Annotated in this window: 12 protein-coding genes and 1 riboswitch; of the genes, 6 read left to right on the forward strand and 6 right to left on the reverse strand. The window is 71.9% G+C overall.

Annotation, left to right across the window (positions count from 1 at the left end):
- Positions 1-17: 17 nt before the first annotated feature.
- The 5 genes from ABZ725_RS02005 to ABZ725_RS02025 are packed head-to-tail and all read right to left on the reverse strand — an operon-like array spanning position 18 to position 7325.
- Positions 18-1196 (reverse strand): FAD-dependent oxidoreductase, encoded by a 1179-nt coding sequence (locus tag ABZ725_RS02005; protein ID WP_358800880.1) that lies wholly within the window; start codon positions 1194-1196, stop codon positions 18-20.
- Entirely contained in the window at positions 1193-2761 is a 1569-nt protein-coding gene (locus ABZ725_RS02010) for a class I adenylate-forming enzyme family protein (protein WP_358800881.1), read from the reverse strand. The genes ABZ725_RS02005 and ABZ725_RS02010 overlap by 4 nt, the downstream gene beginning before the upstream one ends.
- Before the next feature lie 23 nt (positions 2762-2784).
- Positions 2785-4365, reverse strand: coding sequence for an AMP-binding protein (locus tag ABZ725_RS02015; RefSeq protein ID WP_358800882.1), 1581 nt, complete (start codon positions 4363-4365; stop codon positions 2785-2787).
- Positions 4362-6680 (reverse strand): aminodeoxychorismate synthase component I, encoded by a 2319-nt coding sequence (gene pabB / locus ABZ725_RS02020; protein WP_358800883.1) that lies wholly within the window; start codon positions 6678-6680, stop codon positions 4362-4364. The genes ABZ725_RS02015 and pabB overlap by 4 nt, the downstream gene beginning before the upstream one ends.
- Positions 6681-6710: 30 nt before the next feature.
- Entirely contained in the window at positions 6711-7325 is a 615-nt protein-coding gene (locus tag ABZ725_RS02025; RefSeq protein WP_351908658.1) for an antibiotic biosynthesis monooxygenase, read from the reverse strand.
- Positions 7326-7517: 192 nt separating this feature from the next.
- Here ABZ725_RS02025 and ABZ725_RS02030 point away from each other — a divergent pair, with 192 nt between their 5' ends.
- A complete protein-coding gene (locus ABZ725_RS02030) occupies positions 7518-8297 on the forward strand; it encodes a DUF3050 domain-containing protein (protein ID WP_358800884.1) in 780 nt (259 codons plus the stop codon).
- 355 nt (positions 8298-8652) lie between these two features.
- Here the strand turns inward: ABZ725_RS02030 and ABZ725_RS02035 are convergent, their stop codons facing one another.
- Entirely contained in the window at positions 8653-9513 is an 861-nt protein-coding gene (locus tag ABZ725_RS02035; protein WP_358801352.1) for a hypothetical protein, read from the reverse strand.
- Positions 9514-9682: 169 nt separating this feature from the next.
- Between ABZ725_RS02035 and ABZ725_RS02040 the strand changes: the two genes are divergently transcribed.
- The 5 genes from ABZ725_RS02040 (at position 9683) to ABZ725_RS02060 (ending at position 14858) form a co-directional block, all read left to right on the forward strand.
- A complete protein-coding gene (locus ABZ725_RS02040) occupies positions 9683-10075 on the forward strand; it encodes a hypothetical protein (RefSeq protein ID WP_358800885.1) in 393 nt (130 codons plus the stop codon).
- 39 nt (positions 10076-10114) lie between these two features.
- Positions 10115-11302, forward strand: coding sequence for a glutathionylspermidine synthase family protein (locus ABZ725_RS02045; RefSeq protein WP_358800886.1), 1188 nt, complete (start codon positions 10115-10117; stop codon positions 11300-11302).
- A 69-nt stretch (positions 11303-11371) separates the two neighbouring features.
- Positions 11372-11461, forward strand: a riboswitch (ZMP/ZTP riboswitch).
- Between the two features lie 48 nt (positions 11462-11509).
- Positions 11510-12961, forward strand: coding sequence for a glycine hydroxymethyltransferase (locus tag ABZ725_RS02050; RefSeq protein ID WP_358800887.1), 1452 nt, complete (start codon positions 11510-11512; stop codon positions 12959-12961).
- A gap of 99 nt (positions 12962-13060) precedes the next feature.
- Positions 13061-14074: a tryptophan--tRNA ligase gene (trpS, locus tag ABZ725_RS02055; protein WP_358800888.1), complete on the forward strand. Its 1014-nt coding sequence runs from the start codon at positions 13061-13063 to the stop codon at positions 14072-14074.
- A 205-nt stretch (positions 14075-14279) separates the two neighbouring features.
- Positions 14280-14858, forward strand: a complete 579-nt coding sequence (locus tag ABZ725_RS02060) for a 2'-5' RNA ligase family protein (RefSeq protein WP_351908670.1) — start codon at positions 14280-14282, stop codon at positions 14856-14858.
- Positions 14859-14932: the final 74 nt, after the last annotated feature.

The following is a 14932-nucleotide window of genomic DNA, read 5'->3' on the forward strand; positions in this document are numbered from 1 at the left end:
TTCCTTGTCGTACCTCTTCAGTACTTGCGGCCCGCCACCGCCGGAGCCCCGCCCCGGGGCCCGTACGGCGCGTGCTCCAGCCACGACCCGCACGAGGGCAGCACCGGCGCGAGGGCCGCCGCCGCCCGCTGCCTGAGCCGTACGCTGCGCCGCTGCGGCCGCAGATGCTCCAGCGCGATCCCCGCGGCGGCGCTGTTGTACAGCCCCGCCGCACGCCGCACTTCGGCGAACCCCTCGACCGCCTGGTAGGTCCCGGCCGCGATCGCCTCCGCCGCCGCTGCCGCGTCGGCGATCCCGCTGTTCATGCCGCGCGCCCCGAACGGCGGGAAGAGGTGCGCGGCCTCGCCCACGAGGAGCACCCGCCGGTGCGGATCGGTGAACGAGGCGGCGACCTTGCGCAGGAAGCGGTACGTCGACACCCACAGGATCCGGTCCGCGTACCCGTCGCCGACGACCGCGGGGAGCCAGCGCCGTACGGCCTCCTCGGTGCCGTACGCCTCCCGGGTGTCGTCGTCGTGGCACTGCAGGTCGACCTGGAAGCCCCCGGTGAACGGCACGCGCATCACACTGCGCCCGCCGACCCCCGGATGCTCGTAGTGGAAGACCCGCTCCAGCGGCAGTTCGGCGCCCGGGACGTCGGCCACGTCCACGACGACGTGGAAGCCCTCGCCGTGCACGCCCTCCATGGCGATGCCCAGCTCGCGGCGGACGGCCGAGCGGGCGCCGTCGGCCGCGACGACATGCCCGGCCCGCCACTCCCGCCCGTCCTCGCAGGACAGCGTCACCCCGTCCACGGCGGCCCGGACGCCCGCGACGCGCGCGTCCCACTCGAACGCGACCCCGGTCCGCTCGCAGGCGGCGCGCAGGAACCGCTCGGTGTCCACCTGCCGCAGACTGGTGAAGGGCGGGGCGCCGGTCGGAGGCGGGAAGGTGCGGGAGTACACCTCGCGGCCCCGGTACAGGGTCCGCCGGGTGTGCCAGGTCCGCCCGTACGACGTGATCTCGGCGGCCAGCCCCGGACACATCCCGTCGAGCAGGCCGAGGGTCTCGCGGTGCACGAACAGGGCGCGGCTGCCCGGCCGTTCGCGGCCCTTGGGGTCCGCCTCCAGGAGCGTGACGTCCAGCCCGTGCCCGCGCAGCGCGAGCGCCGCCGACAGACCGACGGGGCCCGCGCCCACCACGACGACCGGGTTCACACGCGCACGCTCTCCGACGCCCCGGTCAGCATGCGGGTGATCTCCACCCGCTTCACCTTCCAGGTCGCCGTCATCGGCAGCTCCTCGAACCGCCACTGCCGGGGCTCGGCCATCGCGGGCAGATCGGCCGTGGCCTCCCGCCAGCGCTCCGGATCGAGCGGCTGCTCGCCCCGCACGCACACCACCGGCACCGGCTCGCGGTCGACGCCGGGCACGATGACGACCTCGCGGAGCTCCTCCAGACGCTCCATCAGCGCGTCCTCGACCTCCAGATTGCTGTGCACGGTGTCGATCTGGTCGATCTCACGGTCGATGAGATGCAGTGAGCCGAGGCGGCTCATGTACCCCATGTCGCCCATCTGCCACCATCCGCCGTCGAGTTGACGGTCGTACTGCGCCTGCGCGCCGAGGTAGGTGAGGATGCGGCCCCGGGTGCGGGCCTCGATCCGCCCGGGCGTGCCGGGCGCGACCGGCCTGCCTTCCGGATCGGCGATCCGCACCCGGGTGAAGCCCGGGATGCCGATCCCGACCCGTCGCCCGTCCGCCCGCTCGGCGCTGCGCCGGGTGAACCACTGGAACGCGACCGGACCCGTCTCGCTCTGCCCGTACAGCTGGACGAGCCAGGGCGCCCGGCGCTTCGACGCGCCCAGCAGCCGTCGCACGGTCCGCGGGTGGATCGCGTCGAACGTGGAGCCGTACGACTTCACCCGGGACAGCGGAGCGCCGGGCGCGTCCGCCAACTCCTCCCACAGGACGAAGGTGTTGGGGTGCGTCTCGACGATGCCGGGGCGGTGGCGGACCAGCAGCGGGCCGACGGCCGCCGGCTCCGGGTCGGTGATCAGCACGAGCGGGCTGCCGAAGTGCAGCAGGACGCCGAGCAGATGGTAGAAGCGCGAGTGCACGAACGACATGTGCAGCGCGGCCGTCTCACCGCGGGTGGGCCAGCCCATCGCCTTCTGCGGCACGAGCCGGTTCCACATGGTGTTGGGGCAGTGCACGGCCAGCTTGGGCAGGCCGGTGGTGCCCGAGCTGTGGGTGATCAGAGCGGGGTCGCGCGGATGCAGCCGTACGGGCGCGGCCGGTTCGGCGCCGGCGTACTTCTCCAGGGGCTCGGCCCCGGGCGCGTCGTCGACGGAGAGCGTCTGGCGCACGGACATCTCGACCCCGGCGAGCGGGCCCGCCAGCTTGGCCCGGTCGGTGATCAGCCAGGGCTGCCGCAGCCGTTCGAGCAGCTGCCCGACGACCGGGCCCGCGAGGCCGGGGGAGAGGAGCACGGGAACCGCGCCGATCCGGGAGAGTGCGCAGGTCAGCAGCACGATGTCGACGTTGTCCGTCTTGTGGACGACCACCTGCTCCGAGGGCCGCACCCCGGCCGCCCACAGTCGCCCCGACAGGTCCTCGACCACCTCGGCGAGAGTCGAGTAGTCGAGGTCGACCCCGAGGTGGGGGTGGGTGTCCAGCGGCCGGTCCAGGGTGACGAAGACGGCGCCGTGGCGCTCGGCCGCCCGCCGGAACAGCGGGCCCAGGTAGAACCCGCGGTCGGCGAGCAGGGGTTGCTGCGACATGTGGCTGTTCCTCTCAGACACGGTCACCACGCGCCCTGGCGGACGAGGTGGCGGCGGAGCTTTCCGGTGGCGGTGCGGGGCAGGGAGGTCACGAAGCTGACGCTTCTGGGCACTTTGAAGGCGGCGAGGCGCTCGCGCGCCAGGGCGACGAGATCCACTTCGAGGCCGTCCGCGCTGAACCGGCCGTCCGCGCTGAACCGGCCGTCCGGGCCGGCCTGGCCGACGGGGACGACGAAGGCGCGCAGCCGGCTGAAGCCGCGTCCGTCCGTGACGGCCGCGACCGCGACCTCCCGCACCGCCGGATGGGTGCGCAGCACGGCCTCCACCTCCAGCGGGGAGACGGTGATCCCGCCGACCATCTCCATGTCGTCGGTGCGGCCCAGATGCCGGAAGGCGCCGTCCGGCTCGCGGCGCGCCCGGTCGTGGGTGGCCAGCCAGCCGCCGACCAGGGTGCGCTCCGTCTCCTCGGGCCGGTTCAGATAGCCGGGCGTCACCGTCGGCCCGCGCACCCACAGCTCGCCCTCGGCGCCGTCGGGCACGGGCCGTCCGGCGCGGTCGCGCAGCTCCACCTCGAAGCCGGGCACGGGCCGTCCGACGGTGCCGTCGTGGTTGTGGTCCAGGCTGTTGGCGCAGAAGGCGTGACCGGCCTCGGTGGAGCCGATCTGCTCCAGCACGGGCGCGCCGAGCAGGTCGGCGACCTGCCCGCCGAGGCCGTCCGGCAGGCCCTCGCCGGCCGACACCGCGACGCGCACCGAGGCGAAGCAGGCCGCGTGTCCGCTGCCCCGGTCGGCGACCAGCGCCGCGTACGCCGACGGCACGGAGTAGAGCAGGGTCACCCGGTGCCGGGCGACGAGCTCGTCCACGGCGGCGGGGTTCGGACGCCGGTCCACCAGGACGGCGCTGGAGCCGGAGAAGAGCGGGAAGACGAACGCGTTGCCGAAGCCGTAGGCGAAGTACAGCTTCGACACCGACAGGGTGACGTCCTCCTCGGTGATCCCGAGCAGCCGCCGGCCGATCAGGTCGTGGTACGCCTTCGGGTCGCCGTGCGTGTGCACGACCCCCTTGGGGCGCCCCGTGGTTCCGGAGGTGTACTGCACGTACAGGGGCGTGTGCGCGTCGACCGGATGCGCGGCGGCGGGCTCGGCGGCGGGGGCGAGCGCGAGGAACTGGTCGGCGCCGAGCCGCGCCCGGTCGGCGAAACGGTCCTCCAGCCCCGGCCCGGTGACGCACAGCACGGCCTCGGTGTCCTCGGCCATGAACGCGTGCTCGGCCGCGGGCAGTTCGGGATTGACCAGCACGGCCACCGCCCCGAGCCGGGCGACGCCGAGGAAGGCCGCGACCCACGCCATCCCGTCGGGCAGCGCGAGCAGCACCCGGTCCCCGGCCCGCACCCCGTGCGCCGCGAGCACCCCGGCCGCCCGCGCCCCCAGCTCGTGCACCTCACCGTGCGTCCAGAACTGATGCCCCTGATGAAACGCGGCCCGACCGGCCCAACCACGACGCTCGACGAGGTCGGCGAGATACGCGGCGAGGTTGCCGGGCGTGTCGGTGTCGGAGCCGGTGCGGGGCCGAGGCGCGGTCGTCGTGGGCTGGGGGGTCGTCATCGGGGGGCCTTCTTCGGGGTGGCCGGGGTGGGAGTGCGACGGCCGGTCGGCGTCGGCTCGGGGGCGTCCGGCCGGGTCCCGCGGCCCACGGACCGTGCCTCGTCGGCGAGTTCGCCGCCCGCGCTCGTGCCGCTCGGTCCGCCGCGCGGCCGGCCGGCGCCCACCCGGGCCGTCTCCTCGTGCGCCGGCGGCAGCGCCGCGGTGTGCTCCCGCAGGGCGCGCATCTGGGCGGCCGTCTTCAGCAGCATCTCGTCGTACTCGGCGACCGGGTCGGAGTCCAGGACGATCGCGCCGCCGGCGCCCAGCTGCATCAGGCCGTCGGCCATGACGGCCGTGCGGATGACGATGTTGAGGTCCGCGCCGCCGCTGCAGCCCAGGTAGCCGAGGGCCCCCGAGTACACGCCGCGCGCCTCGGTCTCCAACTCGTCGATGATCTCCATCGTGCGCAGCTTCGGCGCCCCGGTCATCGACCCGCCGGGGAAGCAGGCCCGCACACAGTCCACCGCGTCCGTGCCCTCGCGCAGCCGTCCCTCGACCGTCGAGACGAGCTGGTGGACGGTGGCGTACGTCTCGGCGGCCATCAGCCGGGTGACCCGTACCGTCCCGGTGCGGCTGACCCGGCCCAGGTCGTTGCGGAGCAGGTCGACGATCATCAGGTTCTCGGCGCGGGTCTTGGCGTCCGCCGCCAGCGAGTCCCGCAGCCGGTCGTCCTCCAGCGGATCCGCCCCGCGCGGCGCGGTGCCCTTGATCGGCTTGGCCTCGGCGACGCCGTCCCGGGTGATCCGCAGGAACCGCTCCGGCGAGGAGCCGGCCACGTCCAGGTCGCCGAATCTCAGGAACGCGGAGTACGGGGCCGGGTTGACGCGGCGCAGCACCCGGTAGAAGTCGTACGCGTCGTCCGGAGCGGGTAACCGCGCGGCGTTGGTCAGACAGATCTCGTAGCTGGTGCCCGCCGCCAGCTCCCGCTGACTGGCCGCGATGTCCGCGAGGTAGGCGGCCCGGTCCCGCACCAGCCACGGCTCGACGGCGCCGAGGTCCGCCGCGCCCGGCGCCGGCAGCGGCGGCAGCGCCAGGTCGCTCTCCGCGGGCAGCGAGGTGAGCCCGGCCAGCGTGCTCTCGAGCCAGTCGGCGGCCTCCCGGGCGGCCTGTGCGGTGTCCTCGGCCAGGCAGACCGCGTAGGTGAAGCCCTCCTGGTGGTCCACCGCGATCAGCCGGTCGGCGAACAGCCAGGCGGCGTCCGGGGTGGCGGCGCGGTGCCGGTTCGGCGAGCCGCAGTCGGCCTTCGTCTCGTAGCCGAAGTAGCCGACATAGCCGCCGGTGAAGTCGAAGGGCAGTCCGGCGGCGTCCACCTGACGGTTCGCCAACTGCCGCTTGAGATAGTCGAAGACGCTCGCCCGGACCTTGCGCGTCGGCCGGCCGGCCCGCTCGATCTCGCAGCGCCCGGCCTCGACGTCGTACCGGACGAACTCGGCGAGCGGCCCGCTGTCGTCACCGAAGAACGAGAACCGGCTCAGCCCCTCCTCGACCCGCGAGCTGTCCAGCCAGAACGCCCGCGGCGAGCCGGCGTACAGCCGGGTGAAGGCGGCCTCCGCGTCGATCGCCTCGGCGATACGGCGGGTGTGCAGCCGGTACGCGGGACCGTCACCGCGGCGCGGGCGGGGGACGGTCACCGCAGGCATCGGCATCGCGGCCGCCGCCGGGGTGACCGCGGTGTTCTTCGTCCGCGGCTTGCGGGCCCGCTCGGCGGTCAGGTTCCGGAAGTTCACCAGCATCCGGTGGCCGTACTCGGTGAGCACCGACTCCGGGTGGAACTGCACGCCCCACAGCGGCCGTTCGCGGTGCCGCAGCCCCATCAGGACGCCGTCCTCGGCCCAGGCCGTGGCCTCCAGGGTGGCGGGCAGCGGTTCGCTCACGGCCAGCGAGTGGTAGCGGACGGCGGTGAAGTTCTGCGGCAGCCCCTGGAACAGGTCCCGTCCGTCGTGCCGGACGGCCGACAGGTGCCCGTGCCGGGGCTCCGGGGCGGACTCCACGCGGGCGCCCTCCCCGTGCGCGATGCCCTGGTGGCCGAGGCAGACGCCGAGCACCGGTATCGGGGACTCGGCGAGCACCCTGGCGCTGATGCCGAAGTCACGTGCCTTCGCCGGGTGCCCGGGGCCCGGCGACACCACCACGTTGTCGAAACCCGCAAGATCGGGAATGGCGCCTGCGGGAGCGTCATTGACGATCACCACCGGTTCCTCGCCGTTGACCTCGGCGATCAGCTGGAACAGGTTGTACGTGTACGAGTCGTAATTGTCGATGAGCAGGGTCTTCACCCGCCCACCTCCCTAGGGTCGTTCTCTGGTCTACGCGGTCCGTCGTTTATGCCGTCCGCGGAGCGCCTGGAGCGGTGGATACAGCCATTTCTTGAAGAAACGCTGAAGGCGGGGCATGAGAATCCAGGTGACAAGTGCCGTCACGCACAGACAGAGCAGCAGTGTGCGAATGAACGGATTGAGCCCGCCGAGATAAGGAAGCACGATAATGTTGAACAGGAGCACCGGTGGAAAAACGGCGCTCATATTCACGAACCATAACTTCCATTTCGACGGCGGGGCCGGTGCCTTCGGCATGGCGGTCTGTGAGTCGAACCACGTCTTGGAGCCCCGCACGCTCCTGCGGTCCGTCTGCTGGGCGAAGCCGTGCGTCCGGGCGTCCCACTGCTGCCGGGCGGACGAGTCCTCCCAGGCCCGGGCCGTTCCTTCGCTGGCGAAGCGATAGACGACATGCCAATCCGCCTCTCCATCGGCAAGTACGCCACCCCCGAGGAAACCGGGCTGCTGCGCGCTCGCGCCCAGCATGGCCCACCCCCAGGAGTGAAAGTCGGCCTCGCGGCCCGGCACCACGCGATAAGCAGCGGTGACGGTGACGGGATTACTGGTCACGCCATCGAGTACGGAAAGCGGGCGGTCCGCGTTCACAGGTTCTTCAAACTTCTACAACTGTCCGGAACGTGACTCTTTGATGCTTTTTCGGCGGGGTTGCCGTCTTCTGTCGAGTGATACGAATGACAACTTTCGAGTAATTCGGGGAAGCGCTTGCAAGCAAAGTCGAGGAACGAGCACGATCGGCCTCCCGAGGACGGGGACGGGGAGAGCGAAGGAGAGATTTTCATGTCCAGGTACGACTGGAATATGACCCACGACGGAATCGACCGGGCCCGTTCCGAGATCGAATCCGCCCGGAAAGAAGTGACCGCCCACCCGATCTACCAGCGCATCGAAGGCCGCGAGGACATGGCGGTCTTCCTGACGCACCACGTGTTCGCGGTCTGGGACTTCATGTCCCTGCTCAAGTCGCTGCAGCGGGACCTCACCTGCGTCGACGTCCCCTGGGTGCCGCGCGGCTCGGCCGTGAGCCGACGGCTCATCAACGACATCGTGCTGGTCGAGGAGAGCGACGCACTGGGCGGCGGCTTCACCAGCCACTTCGAGCTGTACCGCGCCGGCATGGACGAGGCGGGCGCCGACACCACCCGGATCGACACCTTCCTCGCGCTGATCGGCGAGGGCCACGATCTGCCGTCGGCGCTACGGGTCGCCCAGGTGCCCGCGGCCGCGGCCGAGTTCGTCCGCACGACCTTCGGGATCATCGCCGACCGCCCCCTGCACGCCCGGGCCGCCGCCTTCGCCTTCTCCCGCGAGGACCTCATCCCGGACATGTTCGACCAGGTCATCAAGAAGGAGGGCACCGACCGCTTCCCGCTCTTCTGCGACTACCTCGCCCGCCATATCGAGGTCGACGGCGAGGAGCACACCCCCATGGCCATGCAGATGGTCGCCGACCTCTGCGGCGAGGACGAGACCCGCTGGCGCGAGGCCGTCGAGACGGCCACCCTCGCCCTGGAAGCGAGGACCCGCCTGTGGGACGGCATCACCGAGGCGATGGGCTGAGCCGCCCCGAAGCCCCGACCTGCGCGCTCGGCGTCGGCGTCAGCACCGGTTCCGGCACCGGTTCCGGGGCCTCGCCGATGCGGGCCGGCGCCGGTGGCCCTGTCGCGGTTGCGGCGCCCCGGCGGGGTCGGCCGAGCGAGCCCTGTGACCCGCCCGTGGGGCAGCGACACGGCGGCGATCGCCTGCCGCGGGCCCACGGCCCTACGCGGTGCCACGGCCCGACGTGTGGTCACGGCCCGGCGGGCGGTCACGGCCCGACGTGTGGTCATGGTCCGGCGTGTGGTCATGGTCCGGCGTGTGGTCATGGCCTGGCGTGTGGTCATGGTCCGGCGGGCGGTCATGGCCTGGCGTGTGGTCATGGTCCGACGGGTGTCTCCGGGGACTGTGCAGGCGTCGGGGCCGGGGCCTCGCCGAAGCGGGCCAGTGCCAGTGCTCCTGCCACTGCGACGGCGAAGCCGAGGACCGCCAGCCAGGCGAGGCCCTCGCGGGTTCGGTCGCCCAGCCAGATCACACCCACCAGGGCCGGGCCGATCGTCTCGCCGATCACTATCCCCGCCGTGGCCGTCGTCACCGAGCCCCGTTGCAGAGCCGAGGTCAGGAGCAGGAAAGCGGCTCCGCCACCCAGGAGCAGGGCGTAGGTCGCCGGGTTGGTCAGGAGGTCCGAGGGAGCGAGGGAGTCGATCAATCGCACCGCGACCTCCACCACCCCGAACCCGAACCCGGCGCCCAGCCCCAGCACCAGCGCCCGCCCCCGCCCGGCGAGCCGCCCACCGGCCAGGCCCAGCAGCAGCACCGCGCCCGCCGTGCCGAGCATCACCCACGGCAACGCCTCCGGCCCGCTCTCCTCACCCTCCGTGCCCGAGGCCAGCCCCAGCATCGCCAGCCCCGCGCACACCACCCCCACCGCCAGCCACTCGGTGCGACTCAGCCGCACCCGCAGCAGCCGCGCCGCGACCACCGCCGTCACCGCCAGGCTCGACGCGAGGGCCGCGCCCACCGCGTAGATCGGCAGCGACCGCAGCGCGGCGATCTGGAACAGGAAGCCGAGGCCGTCCAGCCCGAGCCCCGCCAGATACCGCCACTGCCGCACCGCCCGCAGCAGCAGCGCCGCCTCCCCGCCGCTCGAGCCCTCGTCGACGGCGACCGCCCGCGCCGCCATCGCCTGCAGAACCGTCGCCGTGCCGAAGCAGACCGCCGCGCCGAGGGCGCACATCATTCCAAAGAGCACGAAAGGACTGTAGGGGAGCGGCTCGTGGACGGACCATGGGCGGGCCGCCTACGAGTCTTCTCATGCCCATGTCTAGGCTGACGGCCGGAAATCGCCGTAGCGGCGCCACAGGCGACACAGGCGACGCGGCAAGAAGAGACAACGGGGAGACGGGGACATGGCGGACACGACGGCACCACGCAGGCGACTTCGCTCGGGCACGGTCGTGCTCGGCGGCATGGGGATACTCGCGGCGGCGCTCACCGCCTGCTCCTCCGACCCCGACAAGCGCTGCGTCGACCGCGACAGCTACAACGCCGCCAAGGGCTACAAGGTCGTCGCCGACAAGAACTGCAAGTCCACCAAGGTCTCCACGAACGCCGCCTGGTACTACGGCGGCAAGAAGAAGGGCTCCTGGGCCGACGGCGGCTCCTTCACCAAGCCCGGCAAGGGGTCGAGCAGTTCGACCAGCAGCAGCGGGGGCAGCAGCAGCGGCGGCAGCGGCGTGGACCGCGGCGGCCTCGGCAGCGACAGCGACAGCGGCAGCCACAAGGGCAGCTCCGGCGGCTGAGCGGCCGAGGACCGATCGAGGACCGACGAGGACCGCACCGTGCGACGCCACACCATCGAGCCCCGCCCCGGCTGGCAGCAGACCGTCGAGGAGCAGGGGCTCGTCTATCCCCTCACCCGCCACCCCGACGGCGGACTGCGCCCCTACTGGGACGAGAGCGCCTACTACGTCTTCACCCTCGACGAGGTCGAGGCGCTGGAGGAGACCGTCGAGGAACTGCACGCCATGTGTCTGACGGCGGCCGCCCACCTCGTCGAGTCGGACCGGCTCGCCGACCTCGGCATCACCGACCCGCGCGTCGCGGCGGCGGTCGCCGAGGCCTGGCGTCGGCGCGCCGAACTCCCCTCCGTCTACGGCCGTTTCGACCTCCACTACGACGGTGCCGGGCCGGCGAAGCTCCTGGAGTACAACGCCGACACCCCCACCTCCCTCGTGGAGGCGGCCTCACCCCAGTGGTTCTGGATGGAGGACCGTTTCCCCGGCGCCGACCAGTGGAACTCCCTCCATGAACGCCTGGTCGCCGCCTGGAAGGACCAGGCCGGTCTCCTCCCGCCCGGTAACCCCCTCTACTTCGCGCACTCCTCCGCCGACGAACTCGGCGAGGACCTCATGACGGTCGCCTACCTCAAGGAGACCGCCGAGCAGGCCGGCCTGGACACCGACTGGATCTCCATGGAGGAGATCGGCTGGGACCCGCTGTCCGGCCGCTTCGTCGACCGCCAACTCCGCTTCATCCGCAGCTGCTTCAAGCTCTACCCCTGGGAGTGGCTGACCACCGACCGCTTCGCCGGCCATGTCCTGGACACCCTCGACAACGGCGGCGGCACCGGCGCGACCCTGTGGATAGAACCGGCCTGGAAGATGCTGCTCAGCAACAAGGCGCTGCTGGCCGTCCTGTGGGAGCTGTACCCCGGCCACCCCAACCTCCTGCCCGCATACCTGGACGGCCCCCGCGAACTGGCGACCACCACCGGCTACGTCGCCAAACCCCTGCTCGGCCGCGAAGGCGCCGGCGTCACGATCCACGAACCCGGCGCCGAGCCCGTCCTGCGCACCGACGAACCCTGCTGCTACCAGCAGTTGGCGCCGCTGCCCGCCTTCGACGGCAACCACGTCGTCCTCGGCGCCTGGGTGGTGCAGGACGAGTCGGCGGGCCTCGGCATCCGGGAGTCCTCCGGCCTGATCACGGACGAGTACGCCCGCTTCCTGCCCCACGTGATCCTCTAGCCGGATCTGCGCAGGTCGCTCGCATGGTGGACGTCGCACGGTCCCGCGCGCGTGTGGCCGGTAGGCTGGCGAGCGGGCCGTGACTGGCGCGCTGGGATGGGACGGACCATCGGGGAGCGGCCTGAGAGTGACAAAGTGCCGTGCGCCTGGGCCGAGCCGTGAACCCGTGACCGCTGTCCAGCACCCACGCCACCCGGAGGCCGACGAATGTCCGAGCAGCAGCCCCTCTCCACCGAGTCCACCGCCTTCCGCGCCGCCCTCGACGTGATCCGCGCCGTCGAGCCGCGTGTGGCCGACGCCATCGGCCAGGAGGTCCACGACCAGCGCGAGATGCTCAAGCTGATCGCCTCCGAGAACTACGCCTCCCCGGCCACCCTCCTCGCGATGGGCAACTGGTTCAGCGACAAGTACGCCGAGGGCACGGTCGGCCGCCGCTTCTACGCCGGCTGTCGCAACGTCGACACCGTGGAGTCCCTCGCCGCCGAGCACGCCCGCGAGCTGTTCGGCGCCCGCCACGCCTACGTCCAGCCGCACTCCGGCATCGACGCCAACCTGGTCGCCTTCTGGGCCGTCCTCGCGGACCGGGTCGAGGCCCCGTTCCTGGCGAAGACCGGCGCCCGCCAGGTCAACGACCTCTCCGAGGCCGACTGGGCCGAGCTGCGCCAGGCCTTCGGCAACCAGCGCATGCTCGGCATGTCCCTGGACGCCGGCGGCCACCTCACCCACGGCTTCCGCCCGAACATCTCCGGAAAGATGTTCGACCAGCGGTCGTACGGCACCGACCCCGCCACCGGCCTCATCGACTACGAGGCGCTGCGGACGTCGGCCCGTGACTTCAAGCCGCTGATCCTCGTCGCGGGCTACTCGGCGTACCCCCGTCTGGTGAACTTCCGGATCATGCGGGAGATCGCCGACGAGGTCGGCGCGACCCTCATGGTCGACATGGCCCACTTCGCGGGCCTGGTCGCGGGCAAGGTCCTGACCGGCGACTTCGACCCGGTCCCGCACGCCCAGATCGTGACGACCACCACCCACAAGTCGCTGCGCGGCCCGCGCGGCGGCATGGTCCTGTGCGACGACTCCCTCAAGGACCAGGTCGACCGCGGCTGCCCGATGGTGCTCGGCGGCCCGCTCCCGCACGTCATGGCCGCCAAGGCCGTCGCCCTCGCCGAGGCCCGTCAGCCCTCCTTCCAGGACTACGCCCAGCGCATCGTCGACAACTCGCGCGCCCTGGCCGAGGGTCTGATGCGGCGCGGCGCGACCCTGGTCACCGGCGGCACCGACAACCACCTGAACCTGATCGACGTCGCCTCCGCCTACGGCCTCACCGGCCGCCAGGCCGAGGCCGCGCTGCTCGACTCGGGCATCGTCACCAACCGCAACGCCATCCCCGCCGACCCGAACGGCGCCTGGTACACCTCCGGCATCCGCATCGGCACCCCCGCGCTCACCACGCGAGGCCTGGGCACGGCGGAGATGGACGAGGTCGCGGGCCTGATCGACCGCGTCCTCACGGCCGCCGAGCCGGGCACGACGAAGTCGGGCGCACCGAGCAAGGCCTCCCACGTCCTGGACGAGAAGGTCTCGGAGGAGATCTCCCAGAGGGCGACAGACCTGGTGGCGGGCTTCCCCCTGTATCCCGAGATCGACCTGGGCTGAGAAGTCCGTAGGGGCGCGGGGAACTGCGCGACAAGCCCCCACCGGGCCGCAGCTCCCCGCGTACCGAAACCACCCCACACCTCTGAGACAATGAAAAACATGGCCTCTGACCGTCCCCGCGTGCTCTCCGGAATCCAGCCCACCGCAGGCTCGTTCCACCTCGGCAACTACCTCGGCGCCGTCCGCCAGTGGGTAGCCCTGCAGGAGACCCACGACGCGTTCTACATGGTCGTCGACCTGCACGCGATCACGGTCCCGCAGGACCCGAAGGAGCTCACGGCCAACACCCGCCTGGCCGCCGCCCAGCTCCTCGCCGCCGGTCTCGACCCCGAGCGCTGCACGCTGTTCGTCCAGAGCCATGTCCCCGAGCACGCGCAGCTCGCGTGGGTCATGAACTGCCTCACCGGTTTCGGCGAGGCCGGCCGGATGACCCAGTTCAAGGACAAGTCCGCCAGGCAGGGCTCCGAGAGCGCGAGCGTCGGCCTGTTCACGTACCCGATCCTCCAGGTCGCGGACATCCTGCTCTACCAGGCCCACGAGGTCCCGGTCGGCGAGGACCAGCGCCAGCACATCGAGCTGACCCGCGACCTCGCGGAGCGCTTCAACGGCCGCTTCGGCGCGACGTTCACGATCCCGAAGCCGTACATCCTCAAGGAGACGGCGAAGATCTACGACCTTCAGGACCCGTCGATCAAGATGAGCAAGTCGGCGTCCACGCCGAAGGGCCTCGTCAACCTGCTCGACGAGCCGAAGGTCACCGCGAAGAAGGTCAAGAGCGCGGTCACGGACACCGACACGGTCGTCCGCTTCGACGCCGAGAACAAGCCCGGAGTGAGCAACCTGCTCACGATCTACTCCACGCTGACCGGCAAGAGCATCCCGGAGCTGGAGCAGGAGTACGAGGGCAAGCTCTACGGCGCGCTCAAGACGGACCTCGCCGAGGTCGTCGTCGACTTCGTGACGCCGTTCCGGGACCGCACCCAGCAGTACCTGGACGACCCGGAGACGCTGGACTCGATCCTCGCCAAGGGCGCGGAGAAGGCCCGTGCCGTCGCCGCCGAGACGCTGTCCCAGGCGTACCAGCGGGTGGGCTTCCTGCCCGCTAAGCACTGACCCGCGAAGCACTGAGCGGCGCTCGGAAGCATCCGGGGCGCACCGCACACACGTTCCTCTGGGCAGAGCGCTGCACATCACTTCCCCTGCGCCTGCCCAGAGCACAGCCGTGGCCGTACAGTCGATAGCCGTACGACTGAGTACGAACCCGGCACGACAGCCTGGCGCCACACCCCGCCATGACGACATGACGACAGGAGAAGACGTGGGGACCGTAACGATCGGCGTGTCGATCGCGGTCCCGGAGCCTCACGGCAGCCTGCTCCAGGAGCGGCGCGCGGGCTTCGGCGACGCCGCGGCTCACGGCATCCCCACCCACGTCACGCTGCTGCCGCCGACCGAGGTCGAGGCGGGCGGGCTCACGGCCGTCGAGGCGCACCTGAGCGAGGTCGCCGCGGCCGGCCGCCCCTTCCCGATGCGGCTGTCCGGCACAGGTACCTTCCGGCCCCTGTCGCCGGTGGTCTATCTGAAGGTCGTCGAGGGCGCCGAGACCTGCGCCTGGCTCCAGCAGCTGGTGCGGGACGCGTCCGGGCCGCTCACCCGTGAGCTCCAGTTCCCCTACCACCCGCACGTCACCGTCGCGCACGGCATCGACGAGGCGGCGATGGACCGCGCCTTCGAGGAGCTCGCCCACTACGAGGCCGAATGGTCCTGCACGGGCTTCGCCCTCGCCGAGCAGGGCCCCGACGGCGTCTGGCGCAAACTCCGCGAGTACGCCTTCGGCAGCGCGGTCGTCCCCCCGCAGCCGGCCCACGCCGACCGCGGCTCCCTCCCCACGCGCTGAACGCTCCGCGGAGCGCTTCGCTGGGAGTGCCGCGATGTGCCGTCGTTTCGCTGCGGCGCCGTCGTGGCCGGTCG

The sequence above is a fragment of the Streptomyces sp. NPDC006872 genome (genome assembly GCF_040635845.1).
Classification (GTDB): Bacteria; Actinomycetota; Actinomycetes; order Streptomycetales; family Streptomycetaceae; genus Streptomyces.

Coding starts and splice junctions, on each gene's coding strand:
- ABZ725_RS02050 (WP_358800887.1), top strand. CDS start 11,510: ATGTCCGAGCAGCAGCCCCTCTCCACCGAGTCCACCGCCTTCCGCGCC.
- ABZ725_RS02010 (WP_358800881.1), bottom strand. CDS start 2,761: ATGTCGCAGCAACCCCTGCTCGCCGACCGCGGGTTCTACCTGGGCCCG.
- ABZ725_RS02040 (WP_358800885.1), top strand. CDS start 9,683: ATGGCGGACACGACGGCACCACGCAGGCGACTTCGCTCGGGCACGGTC.
- ABZ725_RS02015 (WP_358800882.1), bottom strand. CDS start 4,365: ATGACGACCCCCCAGCCCACGACGACCGCGCCTCGGCCCCGCACCGGC.
- ABZ725_RS02035 (WP_358801352.1), bottom strand. CDS start 9,513: ATGATGTGCGCCCTCGGCGCGGCGGTCTGCTTCGGCACGGCGACGGTT.
- ABZ725_RS02030 (WP_358800884.1), top strand. CDS start 7,518: ATGTCCAGGTACGACTGGAATATGACCCACGACGGAATCGACCGGGCC.
- trpS (WP_358800888.1), top strand. CDS start 13,061: ATGGCCTCTGACCGTCCCCGCGTGCTCTCCGGAATCCAGCCCACCGCA.